The organism is Mesorhizobium sp. M7A.F.Ca.US.014.04.1.1 (genome assembly GCF_003998745.1).
Taxonomy (GTDB): Bacteria; Pseudomonadota; Alphaproteobacteria; order Rhizobiales; family Rhizobiaceae; genus Mesorhizobium; species Mesorhizobium ciceri.
Map to the genome: position 1 here is coordinate 1 of NZ_RZRW01000088.1, position 14239 is coordinate 14239.

The 14239-nt window shown below is 61.3% G+C and carries 15 protein-coding genes and 1 pseudogene; 3 read left to right on the plus strand and 13 right to left on the minus strand.

The features are described 5' to 3' along the window. The 7 genes and pseudogenes from EOA22_RS08700 to EOA22_RS08730 all read right to left on the minus strand — a co-directional run. Window positions 1-288 (minus strand): annotated as a pseudogene (locus tag EOA22_RS08700) (CbbX protein); the annotation flags it as partial. Window positions 289-307: 19 nt separating this feature from the next. Next, window positions 308-742, minus strand: coding sequence for a ribulose bisphosphate carboxylase small subunit (locus tag EOA22_RS08705; protein WP_013532057.1), 435 nt, complete (start codon window positions 740-742; stop codon window positions 308-310). Window positions 743-760: 18 nt separating this feature from the next. Next, a complete protein-coding gene (locus EOA22_RS08710) occupies window positions 761-2254 on the minus strand; it encodes a ribulose-bisphosphate carboxylase large subunit (protein ID WP_013532056.1) in 1494 nt (497 codons plus the stop codon). A 21-nt stretch (window positions 2255-2275) separates the two neighbouring features. Beyond that, window positions 2276-3355, minus strand: a complete 1080-nt coding sequence (gene fba, locus EOA22_RS08715; protein ID WP_063167848.1) for a class II fructose-bisphosphate aldolase — start codon at window positions 3353-3355, stop codon at window positions 2276-2278. An 11-nt stretch (window positions 3356-3366) separates the two neighbouring features. Continuing rightward, window positions 3367-5379, minus strand: coding sequence for a transketolase (gene tkt, locus EOA22_RS08720; RefSeq protein WP_063167849.1), 2013 nt, complete (start codon window positions 5377-5379; stop codon window positions 3367-3369). A gap of 10 nt (window positions 5380-5389) precedes the next feature. After that, window positions 5390-6262, minus strand: a complete 873-nt coding sequence (locus tag EOA22_RS08725; RefSeq protein WP_013532053.1) for a phosphoribulokinase — start codon at window positions 6260-6262, stop codon at window positions 5390-5392. A gap of 8 nt (window positions 6263-6270) precedes the next feature. Then, entirely contained in the window at window positions 6271-7317 is a 1047-nt protein-coding gene (locus tag EOA22_RS08730) for a class 1 fructose-bisphosphatase (protein ID WP_013532052.1), read from the minus strand. Between the two features lie 123 nt (window positions 7318-7440). Here EOA22_RS08730 and EOA22_RS08735 point away from each other — a divergent pair, with 123 nt between their 5' ends. Together EOA22_RS08735 and EOA22_RS08740 are read left to right on the plus strand one after the other, a co-directional pair. After that, window positions 7441-8379: a LysR family transcriptional regulator gene (locus EOA22_RS08735; protein WP_013532051.1), complete on the plus strand. Its 939-nt coding sequence runs from the start codon at window positions 7441-7443 to the stop codon at window positions 8377-8379. A 201-nt stretch (window positions 8380-8580) separates the two neighbouring features. Beyond that, window positions 8581-8781 carry a hypothetical protein gene (locus EOA22_RS08740; RefSeq protein WP_013532050.1) on the plus strand — a complete coding sequence of 67 codons (201 nt, stop codon included), beginning with the start codon at window positions 8581-8583 and terminating at the stop codon, window positions 8779-8781. 16 nt (window positions 8782-8797) lie between these two features. On the opposite strand, the gene EOA22_RS08745 is transcribed toward EOA22_RS08740, so the two are convergent. Genes EOA22_RS08745 through EOA22_RS08770 form a run of 6 tightly spaced genes read right to left on the minus strand, consistent with a single transcriptional unit; the run spans window position 8798 to window position 13840 of the window. Continuing rightward, window positions 8798-9373, minus strand: a complete 576-nt coding sequence (locus EOA22_RS08745) for a hypothetical protein (RefSeq protein WP_244514294.1) — start codon at window positions 9371-9373, stop codon at window positions 8798-8800. A gap of 53 nt (window positions 9374-9426) precedes the next feature. Next, window positions 9427-10263 (minus strand): ABC transporter permease, encoded by an 837-nt coding sequence (locus tag EOA22_RS08750; protein ID WP_050580490.1) that lies wholly within the window; start codon window positions 10261-10263, stop codon window positions 9427-9429. 35 nt (window positions 10264-10298) lie between these two features. Beyond that, window positions 10299-11087 carry an ATP-binding cassette domain-containing protein gene (locus EOA22_RS08755; RefSeq protein ID WP_063167850.1) on the minus strand — a complete coding sequence of 263 codons (789 nt, stop codon included), beginning with the start codon at window positions 11085-11087 and terminating at the stop codon, window positions 10299-10301. 57 nt (window positions 11088-11144) lie between these two features. Beyond that, on the minus strand, window positions 11145-11588 hold the full coding sequence (locus EOA22_RS08760; protein ID WP_013532046.1) for a hypothetical protein: 444 nt from the start codon (window positions 11586-11588) through the stop codon (window positions 11145-11147). A 29-nt stretch (window positions 11589-11617) separates the two neighbouring features. Beyond that, window positions 11618-12589, minus strand: coding sequence for a YVTN family beta-propeller repeat protein (locus tag EOA22_RS08765; protein ID WP_127389924.1), 972 nt, complete (start codon window positions 12587-12589; stop codon window positions 11618-11620). A 21-nt stretch (window positions 12590-12610) separates the two neighbouring features. Beyond that, complete coding sequence (locus EOA22_RS08770) at window positions 12611-13840, minus strand: ABC transporter substrate-binding protein (protein WP_063167851.1); 1230 nt, start codon at window positions 13838-13840, stop codon at window positions 12611-12613. 259 nt (window positions 13841-14099) lie between these two features. On the opposite strand from EOA22_RS08770, the gene EOA22_RS08780 reads away from it, so the two are divergent. Further along, window positions 14100-14239: (5-formylfuran-3-yl)methyl phosphate synthase (locus tag EOA22_RS08780; protein ID WP_245478609.1), on the plus strand; the 140-nt coding region annotated here is incomplete at its 3' end.

The following is a 14239-nucleotide window of genomic DNA, read 5'->3' on the forward strand; positions in this document are numbered from 1 at the left end:
ACCCAGACGATGCAGGATTTCGGCCATCCTCAGCGCCACCGTGGTCTTTCCGGTGCCAGGATTTCCCGTGAAATTCATGTGCAGCGTCGGCGCGCCCGATGTCAGTCCGAACCTGCGGCGAAGCCGGTCGACCAGGAGGAGGGCGGCGATCTCGCGGATGCGGGTCTTGACCGGCTTCAGGCCAACGAGTTCTCGGTCGAGCTTGTCCATCACCTCGTCGATGTTGGACGCCTCGAACTCGGCCTGCAGATCAACCGTCGCGTCTTGTGCGGCAGCGTCCTTTGTCATCGCGTTCAGCATGGTTCGGCTAGCTCCGCTCGCCTTCGGGCCTGTCGGTCGCATAAGGCACGATCGAATAACCCTGGCTGCGGCCGTCACGCTCCTGGCGCAGCAGCCGGAACCCGGGTTCGCTGGGCGGCCGGTTGACAATGAACGACATGCGCGGCGCTTCCCAGCCTTTGGTCGAATCGAAGGCGGTTACCCGCACATACATGTTCGGACAGGCTTTCCGGCAAGCATTGACCTCGAGCAGTATGCCCGCCGGATCTTTCAAGTCGAACATGGGGTTGCCGTACATTTCCCAATAGGTGTTTCGCGGATGCGGATCGTCCGTGTACTCGACGCTGACCGCCCAATGGTTCTTCAGCGCGTATTTGATCTGCGCCGAAATCTGCTCGTCGGTCAGGTCGGGCAGGAACGAGAACTGCCCCTGTGTGACCTTGTTTCCCGGATTGGTCATCATGACGACGGTTCCTTTCGTCTAGAAGCTGGGCGTTGCGGTTGGCACGAAGTCGGCCGTGTCGGTCGATTCGTAGTTGAAGGTGACGTCCTTCCAGGTCTCCAGGGCAGCCTTCAGCGGCGTGCACCATCTGGCCGCCTGTTCGAGGATCTTGGTCCCTTCGCGCAAATAATCGCGCCCCTCGTTGCGGGCCAGGATCATCGCTTCCAAGGCGACGCGATTGGCCGTCGCGCCTGCCTGGATACCGTCCGGATGGCCGATCGTGCCGCCGCCGAACTGCAGGATGACGTCCTCGCCGAGATAGTGGATCAACTGGTGCATCTGGCCGGCATGGATGCCGCCCGAGGCAACGGGCATCACCTTGTTGAGCGAGGCCCATTCCTGATCGAAGAACAGCCCGGTTTCGAGGTTCTGCGGCGTGCGCTCCTCGCGCAGCGTGTCATAAAATCCCTTGATCATGAGCGGGTCGCCTTCCAGCTTGCCGACCACCGTGCCGGCATGGATGTGGTCGACGCCGGCCATGCGCATCCATTTGCAGATGACGCGGAAATTCATGCCGTGGTTCTTCTGGCGCGAATAGGTCGAGTTGCCGGCACGGTGCAGGTGCAGGATCATGTCGTTGCGGCGTGCCCACTTGGCCATCGACTGGATCGCCGTGTAGCCGATGACCAGATCGATCATCACAATGCAGGAGCCAAGTTGCTTGGCGAATTCGGCGCGCTCGTACATCTCCTCCATCGTGCCGGCGGTGACGTTGAGATAATGGCCCTTGACCTCGCCGGTGGCGGCCGACGCCTTGTTCACGGCCTCCATGCAGTAGAGGAAGCGGTCGCGCCAATGCATGAAGGGCTGCGAGTTGATATTCTCGTCGTCCTTGACGAAGTCGAGGCCGCCCTTCAGCGCTTCATAAACGACGCGCCCGTAATTGCGTCCCGACAGGCCGAGCTTCGGCTTCGTCGTTGCGCCGAGCAGCGGCCGGCCGAACTTGTCGAGCCGCTCACGCTCCACCACGATGCCGGTCGCCGGCCCCTGGAAGGTTTTGAGATACGCCACCGGGATACGCATGTCTTCCAGCCGCAACGCCTTGACTGCCTTGAAGCCGAACACATTGCCGATGATCGATGCGGTCAGGTTGGCGATCGAGCCCGGCTCGAACAGGTCGAGGTCGTAGGCGATGTAGGCGAAGTACTGTTGCTCGGTCTTGGTTCCGGGACCGGTGTTCGGCACCGGCTCGGATCTGAACGCCTTGGCGCGATAGAGCTCGCAAGCTGTCAGCCGGTCGGTCCACACCACGGTCCACGTCGCGGTGGAGGATTCACCGGCGATGGCGGCTGCCGCCTCCTCGTGGTCGACACCGGGTTGCGGCGTGATCCGGAACATGGCGATCAGATCGGTTTCCTTGGGCCTGTAGTCAGGCTCCCAGTAGCCCATCTTCTTGTAGGGGATGACCCCTGACTTGTAGCGCTCCTTGCCTTCCTTGAGCGTCCCCGCTGGCAGTATGTCGATCTTGTTCATGACAGGTCTCCTGTTTGTTGCTCAGGCGGCTTTCGCGGTTGCGATTTGGGGGTCGAGTTTTCCCGCGGCGTAACGTTTCGCCATCTCGTCCATGGCGATGACCTTGATCTTCGAGGCGTTGGACGCCGTACCGAAACGCTCGAAGCGGTCCCGGCAAAGGTCGCGCAAGGCATCCATGGCGGGCTTCAGGAATTTGCGGGGATCGAACTCGCGCGGGTCTTCCGTCGCGACGCGGCGGAACTGCCCGGCCATGGCCATGCGGCAATCGGTGTCGATATTGACCTTGCGCACGCCGTAGCGGATGCCGCGCTCGATCTCCTCGACCGGGACGCCAAAAGTCTGGGGCATCTCGCCGCCGTATCTGTTGATGATGTCCTGCAACTCCTGCGGCACAGAGGAAGAGCCGTGCATGACCAGATGCGTGTTGGGCAGCTTCTCGTGGATCGCCTCGATCACCTGCATGGCCAGGATGTCGCCGTCCGGCTTGCGGGTGAATTTGTAGGCACCGTGCGAGGTGCCGCAGGCAATCGCCAGCGCGTCGACTTGGGTTGCGGTCACGAAGTCGACCGCCTGATCGGGATCGGTCAGGAGCTGGTCGTGGGAGAGCGCGCCCTCGGCGCCGTGGCCATCCTCGGCCTCGCCTTGGCCGGTTTCCAGCGAGCCGAGCACGCCCAGTTCGCCTTCGACGGAAGCGCCGACCCAATGCGCCATACGTGCGACGCGTTCGGTTATGGCGACGTTGTAGTCGTAGCTTGCCGGCGTCTTGGCGTCCGCCATCAAGGATCCGTCCATCATCACCGAGGTGAAGCCGTGGCGGATCGCGGAAAGGCAGGTGGCCTCGCTGTTGCCGTGGTCTTGATGGATGCATAGCGGGATGGTTGGGTGGATTTCGGTCAGCGCCTCCATCATCTTGGCCAGCATGATGTCGTTGGCATAGGTCCGGGCGCCACGCGAAGCCTGGATGATGACAGGCGCGTCGCAGGCCTTGGCCGCTTCCATGATGGCGAGGCCCTGTTCCATGTTGTTGATGTTGAATGCCGGTACGCCGTAGCCGTGCTCGGCGGCATGGTCGAGAAGCTGGCGAAGGGTGATGCGAGCCATTGTGAATCCTCCTAGATGATGAGCTTCAGCGCCGCTGCAGCAACCGCTTCGGACGTTATGTTGAAATGCCGGTAGAGGTCGGGGGCAGGGGCGCTGGCGCCGAAGCCGGTCATGCCGACGAAAGCGCCGGTCTCGCCGATCCAGCGGTCCCAGCCCAGCCGGGCTGCCGCTTCGACCGCGACGCGCGGCGCCGAGCCGAGGACGGCCTTGCGGGTGGCTCTTTCCTGCTCCTCGAAAAGCTCCCAGCACGGCATCGACACGACGGCGGCGGCGACGCCATGCTCGGTCTCCAGCCTTTCGGCGGCAGCAACCGCGATCTCGACCTCCGAGCCGGTGGCGATCAGGGTGACGGCACGGTGCTCGGCTGGTTCGCGCAGGACGTAGGCACCCTGGCGGGAGCGGTTCTCGTCACTGTGCGACCGACGCAGCATCGGCAGGTTCTGGCGCGACAGCACCAGCACGCTCGGCCGATCCTTGCTCTTCAGCGCGAGTTCCCAGCACTCCGCCGTTTCGATGACATCCGCCGGACGGAAGACGTTGAGATTGGGCGTGGCACGCAGCATCGCCAGGTGCTCGACCGGCTGGTGCGTCGGGCCGTCCTCGCCGAGGCCGATGGAATCGTGTGTCATCACATAGATGACGCGCTGGCCCATGAGCGCCGAGAGCCGCATCGCGCCGCGCGCATAATCGGCGAAGCACAGGAACGTACCGCCATAGGGCACGAACCCTCCATGCAGCGCGATGCCGTTCATGGCGGCCGCCATGCCGTGTTCACGAATGCCGTAGTGAATGTAGCGGCCGGCATAGTCACTCGGCGCAATGCGGTTCATGCCCTTGGTGATCGTCAGATTCGAGTGCGTCAGATCGGCCGAGCCGCCGACGGTCAATTCCGTTGCGCCGTTGATGGCCTCCAGCACCATTTCGGAGGCTTTTCGCGTCGCCACCTTGGTTGCCTTCTCGACATGTTCGCGACGAAAGGCTTCGAGCGCGTCGAAGACCGTGTCGGCCAGTTCGGCGGCGACGGCGTTTTCAAAAGCCTCGCGTCGCGGCGAGGCGGCAAGCCGCTGCTCCCAGGCGCGCCGCATCGCTTCGCCGCGACCGGCAATCTCGCGCCAGGCGAAAAGGATATCATCCGGCACCTCGAACGGCGCGTGGGCCCAGCCGATGTTTTCGCGTGTCGCGGCGATCTCTGCTTCACCCAGCGGTGCGCCGTGCGTCTTTTCCGAACCGCCGAGATTGGGGGCACCCATGCCGATCACTGTGCGGCAGGCAATCAGCGATGGCCGATCCGACCGCCGCGCCGCCTCGATTGCCGCGGCGACTGCTGCCATGTCGTGCCCGGCGACACTTTGGACATCCCAGCCGGCGGCCTTGAAGCGCGCCGGCTGGTCCATCGACGTGGAGAGGGAGGTCGGCCCGTCAATGGAAATCGCATTGTCGTCCCAGAAGACAATCAGGCGGGAAAGCTTCAGGTGACCAGCGAGATCTATCGCCTCGTGACTGATTCCCTCCTGAAGGCAGCCGTCGCCCGCAATCACATAGGTATGATGATCGACCAGATCGGCACCGTAGCGGGCGGCAAGCATGCGTTCCGCCAGCGCCATGCCGACCGCCGTGGAAATGCCCTGTCCAAGCGGTCCGGTGGTGGTCTCCACGCCAAGCGCATGGCCGTATTCCGGATGTCCGGCGGTGCGGCTGCCCAGCTGCCGAAATCGCTGCAATTCCTCGACCTGCATGTCTTCGTAGCCGAGCAGATGATGCAGCGCGTACTGCAGCATCGAGCCGTGGCCGGCTGAAAGCACGAAACGGTCACGGTCGGGCCAGTCCGGTCTCGACGGATCGATATTGATGAAGCGGTTGAACAGCACCGTTGCGACATCGGCCATGCCCATCGGCATGCCGGGATGACCCGAATTCGCCTTTTGGACGCTGTCCATCGCCAGCGCGCGAATGGCGTTCGCCATGTCGCGCTCAGAGACGAGAGCGGTTGTGGTGACGGGCTTCAGTGCTGTTTGGCTGGTCATTGCATCCTCCTCACGACACACGGCTCTTGCGTTCAACCAATTGCAGGATGAGCGGCGTCAGGATCAGCTGCATGGCAAGATCGAGCTTGTTGCCTGGCACCACGATGGAATTTGGCCGCGACATGAACGAGTCGTGGATCATCGACAGCAGATACGGAAAATCGATGCCGCGCGGATTGGCGAAGCGGATAACCAGCATCGATTCGTCGGGTGTCGGAATCCAGCGCGCGATGAACGGGTTGGACGTATCGACGATCGGCACGCGCTGGAAGTTGATGGCGGTCTGCGAGAATTGCGGGACAATGTAGCGGACATAGTCGGGCATCCGGCGCAGGATCACGTCCATCACCGCCTCGGTGGAATAGCCGCGTGTCGAACGGTCGCGATGGATCTTCTGGATCCATTCGAGATTGATGACCGGCACGACGCCGATCTTGAGATCCGCATGCTTGGCCAGATTGATCGTGTCGGTGACGACACAGCCGTGCAGCCCCTCGTAGAAGAGCAGGTCGCTGGGAGCGAATTCGCGCCATTCGGTAAAGGTTCCCGGTGGCGTGCCGTGCTGCTTTTCCTCTTCCTCATCATGAATGTAGGTGCGGGTCTTGCCGGTTCCGCGACGGCCATATTCCGCGAACACCTCTTCGAGAATTCCGAGTTCGTTGGCCGCGGCATTGAAATGGGTGAAGTTCGGGTTGCCGGCCTTTTCCTCCTCGGCCACCTTTGCCTTCATCGCCGCGCGGTCGTAGCGGTGAAATGCGTCGCCTTCGATGAAAGCGGCCTCGATGTTCTCGCGCCGGAAAATCAGCTCGAAGATGCGCTTGACCGAGGTCGTGCCGGCGCCCGACGACCCGGTGATGGTGATGATGGGGTGCTTGGCTGACATGGTGCAGCTCAGGCTCTGAACAGGCCGCGGCGGCTGAACAGCGGCGCACGCTCACCGATGTTGCTCGGCTCTGTGTGGTAGCGCGTGATGCGCGCGACTTCCCGCGCCGACCCGAAGATCATCGGCACGCGCTGATGCAGGCTCTCGGGCTCGATTTCCAGGATGCGGGTGATCGCGTCGGTGGCGGCACCACCAGCCTGCTCTATGAGATAGGCGATCGGGTTGGCCTCGTAGACGAGGCGCAGCCGTCCCTGACCATAGCCCTTGCGCCGATCGCCGGGGTAGAGAAAAACGCCGCCGCGCATCAATATGCGGTAACAGTCGGCGACCAGAGAGGCGATCCAGCGCATGTTGAAATCCTTCTCGCGCGGTCCTTCGGTGCCCTCCAGGCAGTCGTCGACATAGAGCCGCACAGCCTCGTCCCAGTGCCGGTAGTTGGCGGCGTTGATGGCGAACTCCTGAGTGCGTTGCGGAATGATCCGGCTTTCATAGGCCTGGACGAAGGTGCCGAGCCTTGTCGAGAAGACGAAGACATGCGTGCCGCTGCCGAGCGACAGGACGAGTGCCAGCTGCGGCCCATAGATGAAGAAACCGGCGCCTAGCTGGTTCACGCCCGCCTGCAAGAAAGAGGCGGCCGGATCAGCGTCCGGCGCGCCAGTTGCGGTCAGGAGCGAGAAGATCGTTCCGATCGACACGTTGGTGTCGATGTTGGAAGAGCCGTCGAGCGGGTCGATCGCAATGGCGAGTGGCGCTTGCCTGTCGAGCAGGACTGGCTGCTCCAGCTCCTCGGAGGCGTAAAGCGCCACCGGCGCACGGCGCATGGCGTCGAGGAAGATGTCGTCGGAGAAGACGTCGAGATCCTTCTGGACGTCGCCGTCGGCATTGGCGCCACGGGTCTCGGCAAAGGCGGCGCCGAGCACCCCTTGGTTGATGGTGTTGCGGACCTTGATGGCGGCCTGTGTCAACTGACGGACGGTCGTCACAACGGCCGAGCGGAATTCGTCTGGCTGGCCGAGATAGGAGTTCAGAAAAGCGTCGAGCGTTGCCGCTGGCATCGTAACCTCCCCTCCGGCCGCATCTCCTCGGAGCGGCTGGACTGGAGGAATGGAAACAAACGTCACACGATAAGTAAAATTCAATAACTTTACCTGGTCAGTAAAAATAACTTAGTATGCGACATGAGAAACCTCACGCTCAAGCATTTCAAGACCGTCCAGGCAATCATCAAGTGCGGCAAAATTGTCAGCGCAGCCAAGATGTTAGGCCTGTCTCCTCCAGCGCTGACAATCCAACTGCGACAAGTGGAGGAAGAATTCCAGCTGGCTCTGTTCGACCGAACGTCGGACGGCATGCGTCCCACTGCCGCAGGTCTGGCTTTCGTCGAGACAGCGCAGGTTATCGAGGAGCATCTCGGTTTGCTCGAAGACAAGATGGATGCCATCAAGGGCGTACGCACCGGCAGCTTGAGGCTCGGCGTCGTTTCCACAGCCAAATATTTCGCGCCGCGGCTGATGGCTGCGTTCATGAAGGACCATCCCGACATCGACATGCGGCTTGCCATCGGCAATCGTGCCCAGACGATCGACAACCTCAGGAACCACGACATCGATATCGCGCTGATGGGGCGTCCGGCGAAAGAGGTTCCGGTGCGTGCTTCGGTCTTCGGTGATCATCCGCTGGTCATCATCGCGCCGCCCGACCATCCCTTGGTGGCGGCGCGCGATATCTCCAAGGAGCGGATTGCCGAGGAGCATTTCCTTATTCGCGAGCCCGGCTCCGGAACCCGTATCTCGTTGGAAATATTCCTGAGCGACGTGCCTGGGCGCATCGACGACCTCGGTGTCGAGATGGCCTCGAACGAAACGATCAAGCAGGCGGTGATGGCTGGTCTGGGCATCGCCTTCATCTCTGCTCACACCATCGCTGCGGAAACCGAGGCAGGCCGGCTTGTCATCCTCGACGTTGTCGGCATGCCGATCCGCCGACAATGGTTCTCGGTGATGCGAACCGATCACGCAATCTCGCCGGCGATGGCCACATTCAACGATTTCCTGATGCGCAAGGGCGCAATGTACCTGCCCCTTTTCGGAAAGCTGTATCCAGACAAGGCTGGATGACACTGCACGAGCGCAACGGATGAAAGTCCGGTGGAGAACGCCCGCGCTCGTTGGTATTATATAAGCGATATGTTATGTTGCAGTGCGAAAGAGCGGGGGCCACGTCCTTTCACACCGTAAGCGATCTGTATGTGCAACCCCTGCAGACTGTTCGGAACTCTCCCGGGTATGGGTTCGGGAATTCGATGGGGAAAAGGGGTAATGCTTTACACACTCGTTATGATGGTCTGCCTGACGGATGGACCGCGGACCTGCGAACAACGCGAGGAAATGGTAGACGGTCTGGCGATGAATCCCGGGACTGCCTTCATGCAGGCGCAGCCGCTGGTGGCAAGGTGGATCGAGACGCATCCCGGTTATTTCGTGCAGCGCTGGCGTGTGCTGCCTGGCAGAGAGTCGTGAGACAGGCGGCCAAGGTCTATTTCTTCACGATGAGCGTTTCCGAGACAGTCTTCGACAACTGGTAAAGCCGCTGCTCGATTATCGTCGGCACATCGCAGACATAAGTCAGCGACTGGACGCGTTCGTTGAAAATTCGCGTCGCGAAATTCAGTTGATCGGTTCGCCGTTCTACTTCGTCCGGATCCGCATCGGCCTTGGCGCGCAGCGCGTCCACTTCGGATGCTTCCTTGCGCAACTGTGCCGCCATTTCCAGCTGTTTGTGGGCATAGCGGGAGATGCCGGAGATCACGTGCGAACGCTCGGCGTCCATGTGATCGAACATTCCCTGCACCAGCATCGTCATTTTGGTTGCGACCTGCTCGGGCGGTAGGGAAGTCGCGAAATCCTTGATCTCCTTCTGGGCTTGTGCAATCGGCGTCCGCCGGGCCGCCACAGCATCGACAAGCGCCGACACGCCTGGATCCTTCGCCCAATCCTTCGCGGTCGCCGGAAGCTCCGGCCCATTCCAGATCTGGCCAAGCGAGAGCTGTGGCACCTTACGCTGCATGCAGGGCCAGTCGGGATCGGTGTTTGCCGCGGCGGCGCCCTCCATCGACGCAAGCGTGGTGACCAGAACCAGAGTGTGAACAAGTCTCATTCGCGCCATCAGGCGTTTCCTCCCATGTCCTGTTTGCGGATCACCAAACCGCGCGAAGGGTCGTATGCGATGATGGCGCCGCCCAGGAACAGCAGCGTGCAGCCGGCGACGACGCCCAGCGACAGCCATTCGATCTGCCCGTAGAAGGCAAAACGGATCAGTTCGACGGCATAGGTGAACGGGTTGCAGAGGCAGATCTTGTAGAGCAGGGGGCTCGCCTCCTGGATGCGCCACAAGGGATACAGCGCCGGAGACGCGAAATAGCCGGGAAAGATGACGAAGTTCATGATGCCGGCGAAGTTTTCAAGCTGCTTGATCAGCGAAGACAAGAGCATGCCGAGCGCGCAAAGCATCATGCCCGACAGGAACAGTGCCGGCAGAACATAGAGATAGCCGAGTGGCGGCGCTTTGACGCCCCACAACCAGGCAACGATCAGGAACGCGTAGACCTGCACGATCGATACGGCCACACCGGCCAGCATCTTCGACACCAGCAGGAACCAGCGCGGAAACGGGCTGACCAGCAGGATGCGCATGTTGCCCATCTCGCGGTCGTAGACCATCGACAGTGAAGACTGCATGCCGGAAAACAGCAGGATCATGCCGCAAAGGCCCGGCGTGATATAGACCTCGTAGAGCACATAGGTCTTGTAGGGCGGGATGATCGACACGCCAAGCACCTGGCGAAAGCCGGCCGCGAAGATGAACAGCCAGACCAGCGGCCGGACCAGCGAGGAAATGAAGCGTTCGCGCTGGTGCAGGAAGCGCAGGCACTCGCGCAGGACGACGCCTTTCAGGCAAATGAGATAGTGGCGCAGGCCGAATGGCTCGGACCGCACCGGCATGATGCCGGCGACCTTTCCGGGCATCGAAGGGGCGCTCATGGCGACGTCTCCGTCATGCCCGCCGCATCGACGCGGCTGAGCTTCGAAAAGGTTTCGCGAATCGAACTTCCGCCGTTCGCACGGATCACATCCGACACCTTGCCGCTGGCGACCAGGTCACCCCGCCGCAGTATGATGACATGGTCGGCGTCTTCGACTTCGTCGATCAGATGCGTGGCCCAGAGCACGCCGATGCCCTCTGCTTGGACGAGCTTGCGGATGGTGGCGAGGATGCCCGCGCGAGATTCGATATCCAGGCCGACGGTCGCCTCGTCAAGCAGGAGCAGGGAAGGTCGGTGCAGCAGCGCCCTGGCGATTTCGATGCGCCGCATCTGACCGCCGGAGAGGCTGCGTGCCTTGTCATGCTGGCGGCCCTGCATGTCGACCGTTTCCAGCAGCGCGGCAATGCGCTGGCGAGCTTCGCGTCCGCCAATGCCATGCAACGAGGCATGGTAGGAGAGATTCTGGTAGACGCTGAGGTCGAGATCGAGCGTGCGTGCCTGGAACACGATGCCGACCCGCCTGAGTGCTTCGCCGGACGCGCGGCGAATGTCATGGCTGAAGATGCGGATCGATCCGTGACGCGTGTCGTAGAGGTGGCTTATCAGTGAGAACAGCGTCGTCTTGCCGGCCCCGTTGAGGCCGAGCAGAACGGTGAAAGTCGCCGGCGCGATCGAGAAGGAGACGTCGTTGAGCGCCCGCTTCTGGCCATAGGAATGGCTGACGGCTCGGACATCGAGCGCCGCCACCTCGTCTCCCGGTCCGCTTGTCCTCATATGCTGCATACCGGATCGCTCCTTCAGGACGCGTTGGCCTATTGGCGCCCCTGATCGCCTTTTGTCTTACTTGATCGTAATCTTGCCCTTCAGTCCCTTGTCGGCAAGGTCGGGAACCGACCAGGTATATTCGCCCGGGCGAACGGTATGGAACTGCACCTGGATCGTTCCCGCGTCGTCGAATTCCAGCCAGGCCGGTCCGCCGTCCATATGCACTTCCAAATCGTTGATGACGATCTGGTCCATCCAGACATTGCGGAAGAGATCGGTCACGAACTTGTACTCGAAACCGCCCTTGGACGTGATCTTCCAGCGATAGCCCTGGCCGGCGATCAGCTCGAAGTCCTTCTGATTGACCGCATAGGTGGAATCGGCCGAACCGATAATCAATTCCGGCAGGTTCTTGCTGGCACGCGACGGTTTTGACGTCGCATCGTCGGCGTTTGCTACGATCGGAGCAAGGACAAATCCGGCGAGCGCGGCGAAGAAAAACCTACGGCAAAGTTTCATGTCTTGAGCCTCCCGATGATCAATGTCTGCTATTTGGGCGAAATGACCACACCCCAGGGCTGCTGGCCCACAGTGAGCGATTGGACCGGCTCGTCGGTGGCCGTGTCGATGAAGGTGATATCGTTGGAATTGCCATTCGTGGTGATCAGCGTTTTCTGGTCGGGCGTGAAGGCCCGATGCCAGACGCGCTGGCCGACGAGGATGTATTTTTCCACCTCATAAGTGTCGGTATTGATCACCGCGACATGGTTCGCCGGGCCGAGCGCGACATAGGCTTTCTTGCCATCGGCGCTGATGGCGATGCCTACCGGCTGGATGGTTTCGGCCCGCAGTCCCTGAATCGCGAACTGGATCTTCTTCACCACTTCGCGTTTGGCGTTGTCGATGACGCTGACGGTGCCGCCGACCTCGGCGCTGACCCAGACCTGCGAGCCGTCGGGCTTGAATTCGGCGAAGCGAGGGCGCGTGTCGACCAGCACATTGTCCGTCACCTCATGCGTGCCGGTGTCGATGAAATGCGCCATGCTGGTGGTTTCCGAGGTGTTGACCATGGTCTTGCCGTCGGGGCTGACACCCATGCCTTCCGGCTCCACGCCGACTGGTATCTCGGCCAGGACCTGCTTGCTTTCGACGTCGATGGCGGTGACGAGATTGTCGTCCTCATTGGCGACATAAAGCGTCTTGCCGTCGGGCGAGAGGACGAACAATTCGGGATCGGGGCCGGATGGCAGCGTACCGACGATTTCAAGTGTCGCGGTGTCGATGATTTGGATCGTGTCGTCATCGCTGGCGCATAGATAGACGAATTTGCCGTCATGCGAGATGGTGATGCCGCGAGGTCTCTGGCCGACTTCGACGGTCTTCACCACCTGCATCGTCGCCGTGTCGACGACGGTCATCGTGTTGTCCTTCTCGTTGGACACGTAAGCCGTATAGGCCGATGCCGGGCTGGCCGTGAAGCCGGCCGCGAGAATGGCGAATGCGCAAGCTCGTTTCTGCACGCAAATTCCTCCCGATTGACTCTACTTGAGAGCGCACTTCGTTTCCGGCTGATCGACACCGAGAGTGTCGAGTTCGGAGACCTGGTGAAGATAGCCCTCCTGTGGCGATGTCGAGACGACCGACTTGGTGTCGCCAAGCAAGATCGGCTGGCGAAGCTGGAGGTTCCATTTGCGGAAGGTCAGCTTCTGCCCCTTGAAAGCAGCAACCGAAAAATCGTCAGAGCGTATATAGTCGCTGATCTTTTTCGCATCGTCGCCCTTGGTGCGCGTGGTGGCCTCGCCGACCGCACGCACCGCGGTCCAGGCCGACATGTCTTTGGAGAGCATCCGCCGGCTCGTCGTCTTCAGGAAGCGGCTCTGCATCTGGATGCCGCCCCATTGTTCGCTGGCGGGATGCCATGACGATGCAACCAGACCGGCCGTGCCGGCGACCAGCCGCGGCGTCCAGGTGCGGTAGGGCACGTAGGTGCCGAAAACCTCGCTTTCGTCGGCGACAAGCACCACGTCATGCTCCGGCACGTCTTGCGTGAACACGGAAATCTGCTGCTGTATCTGCGTGGCGCCGGTGTCGGTGCGCCTGGCTGTGCCGGTATCCTTGAATTCCTTCTCGGCGACGATCTGGCCGCCGAAGCGGGTTGCCGCGCGGCGCAGCGCATCGGCGTAGAGATGATCCTGCTCATGCGATCCATAGAGCAGCACCCAATTCGGCCACTTCTTCACCATGAGATACTGCGCCAGCGCGTCGGCCAGCATGCTGCGCGTCGGCGCGATATGGAAAACGTTGATGCGGCAGTCCTCCTCGCGAAGGCTGTCGTCGGTGGCGCCGACGTTGAAGATCAGCACGCCTTTGTCGCGGGCGATGTCGGCGATCGACAGCAATTGTTTGGCTGAAAGATCGGCGACCACATAGCGGTCGCCCTTGGCGATCATGCCTTCGAATGCCTGAACCGCGTCGCCGTCGGGCTTGACCTCGGTCACGTCGAGGCTGAATTTCTGGTTGGTGAACTTTCCCGTCGTGTTGTTGTCGCCGATCGCCACCTCGGCGCCGGCGACACCTTCGTCACGTGGCGGCAGGTCGAGCATGGAAAGCGTCAATTGCGGTGCGTAGGCCCGCAAATAGCCTATCTTGATTTCAGTTATCTTTTTTTCCGGCTTCGCCACCGTTTCCTGGCCTGTCGCGTCGGAAACGTTGACGGTCAGGGAAAAAAAGCACAAAAAGGCAGCGAGAGTGCCTGGCACCGCGCTCGTCATCGATAGTAATTACCCATTCTTGCGCAGAGGTTCGACGGTTGCCGGACCCGCGCCAAGTCAAGGTGCCCATGATCAACTTAGCCGACCCGCAAAATTTATCAAACCCTATAGGACGACTTTTCGCGCCTGCCAGAACGGTGCGGAAGGTCGCCAGCATCGATTCGCATGGCAACACCGGCGAGACGTGGCGCAGGGGGATCGACCGCCTCTATAAAAGCGTCTTGTCCTCCAAACTGGAGAAACTGTTCAAATGACCAGAATGCTGGCAAGCGTCACCGGCATCGAAGAGGCGGAGATCGCTCTTTCTGGAGGTGTCGATATCGTCGACCTGAAGGACCCGAAGGCGGGAGCCCTGGGCGCGGTGTCCATGGAAACTATGCTCCGAACGATCTCTTTCAT

What these genes read in the sequence shown, in the direction of transcription:
- EOA22_RS08705 (WP_013532057.1), bottom strand. Translation starts at nt 742, where the DNA reads ATGATGACCAATCCGGGAAACAAGGTCACACAGGGGCAGTTCTCGTTC.
- EOA22_RS08710 (WP_013532056.1), bottom strand. Translation starts at nt 2,254, where the DNA reads ATGAACAAGATCGACATACTGCCAGCGGGGACGCTCAAGGAAGGCAAG.
- fba (WP_063167848.1), bottom strand. Translation starts at nt 3,355, where the DNA reads ATGGCTCGCATCACCCTTCGCCAGCTTCTCGACCATGCCGCCGAGCAC.
- tkt (WP_063167849.1), bottom strand. Translation starts at nt 5,379, where the DNA reads ATGACCAGCCAAACAGCACTGAAGCCCGTCACCACAACCGCTCTCGTC.
- EOA22_RS08725 (WP_013532053.1), bottom strand. Translation starts at nt 6,262, where the DNA reads ATGTCAGCCAAGCACCCCATCATCACCATCACCGGGTCGTCGGGCGCC.
- EOA22_RS08730 (WP_013532052.1), bottom strand. Translation starts at nt 7,317, where the DNA reads ATGCCAGCGGCAACGCTCGACGCTTTTCTGAACTCCTATCTCGGCCAG.
- EOA22_RS08735 (WP_013532051.1), top strand. Translation starts at nt 7,441, where the DNA reads ATGAGAAACCTCACGCTCAAGCATTTCAAGACCGTCCAGGCAATCATC.
- EOA22_RS08740 (WP_013532050.1), top strand. Translation starts at nt 8,581, where the DNA reads ATGCTTTACACACTCGTTATGATGGTCTGCCTGACGGATGGACCGCGG.
- EOA22_RS08745 (WP_244514294.1), bottom strand. Translation starts at nt 9,373, where the DNA reads ATGGAGGGCGCCGCCGCGGCAAACACCGATCCCGACTGGCCCTGCATG.
- EOA22_RS08750 (WP_050580490.1), bottom strand. Translation starts at nt 10,263, where the DNA reads ATGCCGGTGCGGTCCGAGCCATTCGGCCTGCGCCACTATCTCATTTGC.
- EOA22_RS08755 (WP_063167850.1), bottom strand. Translation starts at nt 11,087, where the DNA reads ATGCAGCATATGAGGACAAGCGGACCGGGAGACGAGGTGGCGGCGCTC.
- EOA22_RS08760 (WP_013532046.1), bottom strand. Translation starts at nt 11,588, where the DNA reads ATGAAACTTTGCCGTAGGTTTTTCTTCGCCGCGCTCGCCGGATTTGTC.
- EOA22_RS08770 (WP_063167851.1), bottom strand. Translation starts at nt 13,840, where the DNA reads ATGACGAGCGCGGTGCCAGGCACTCTCGCTGCCTTTTTGTGCTTTTTT.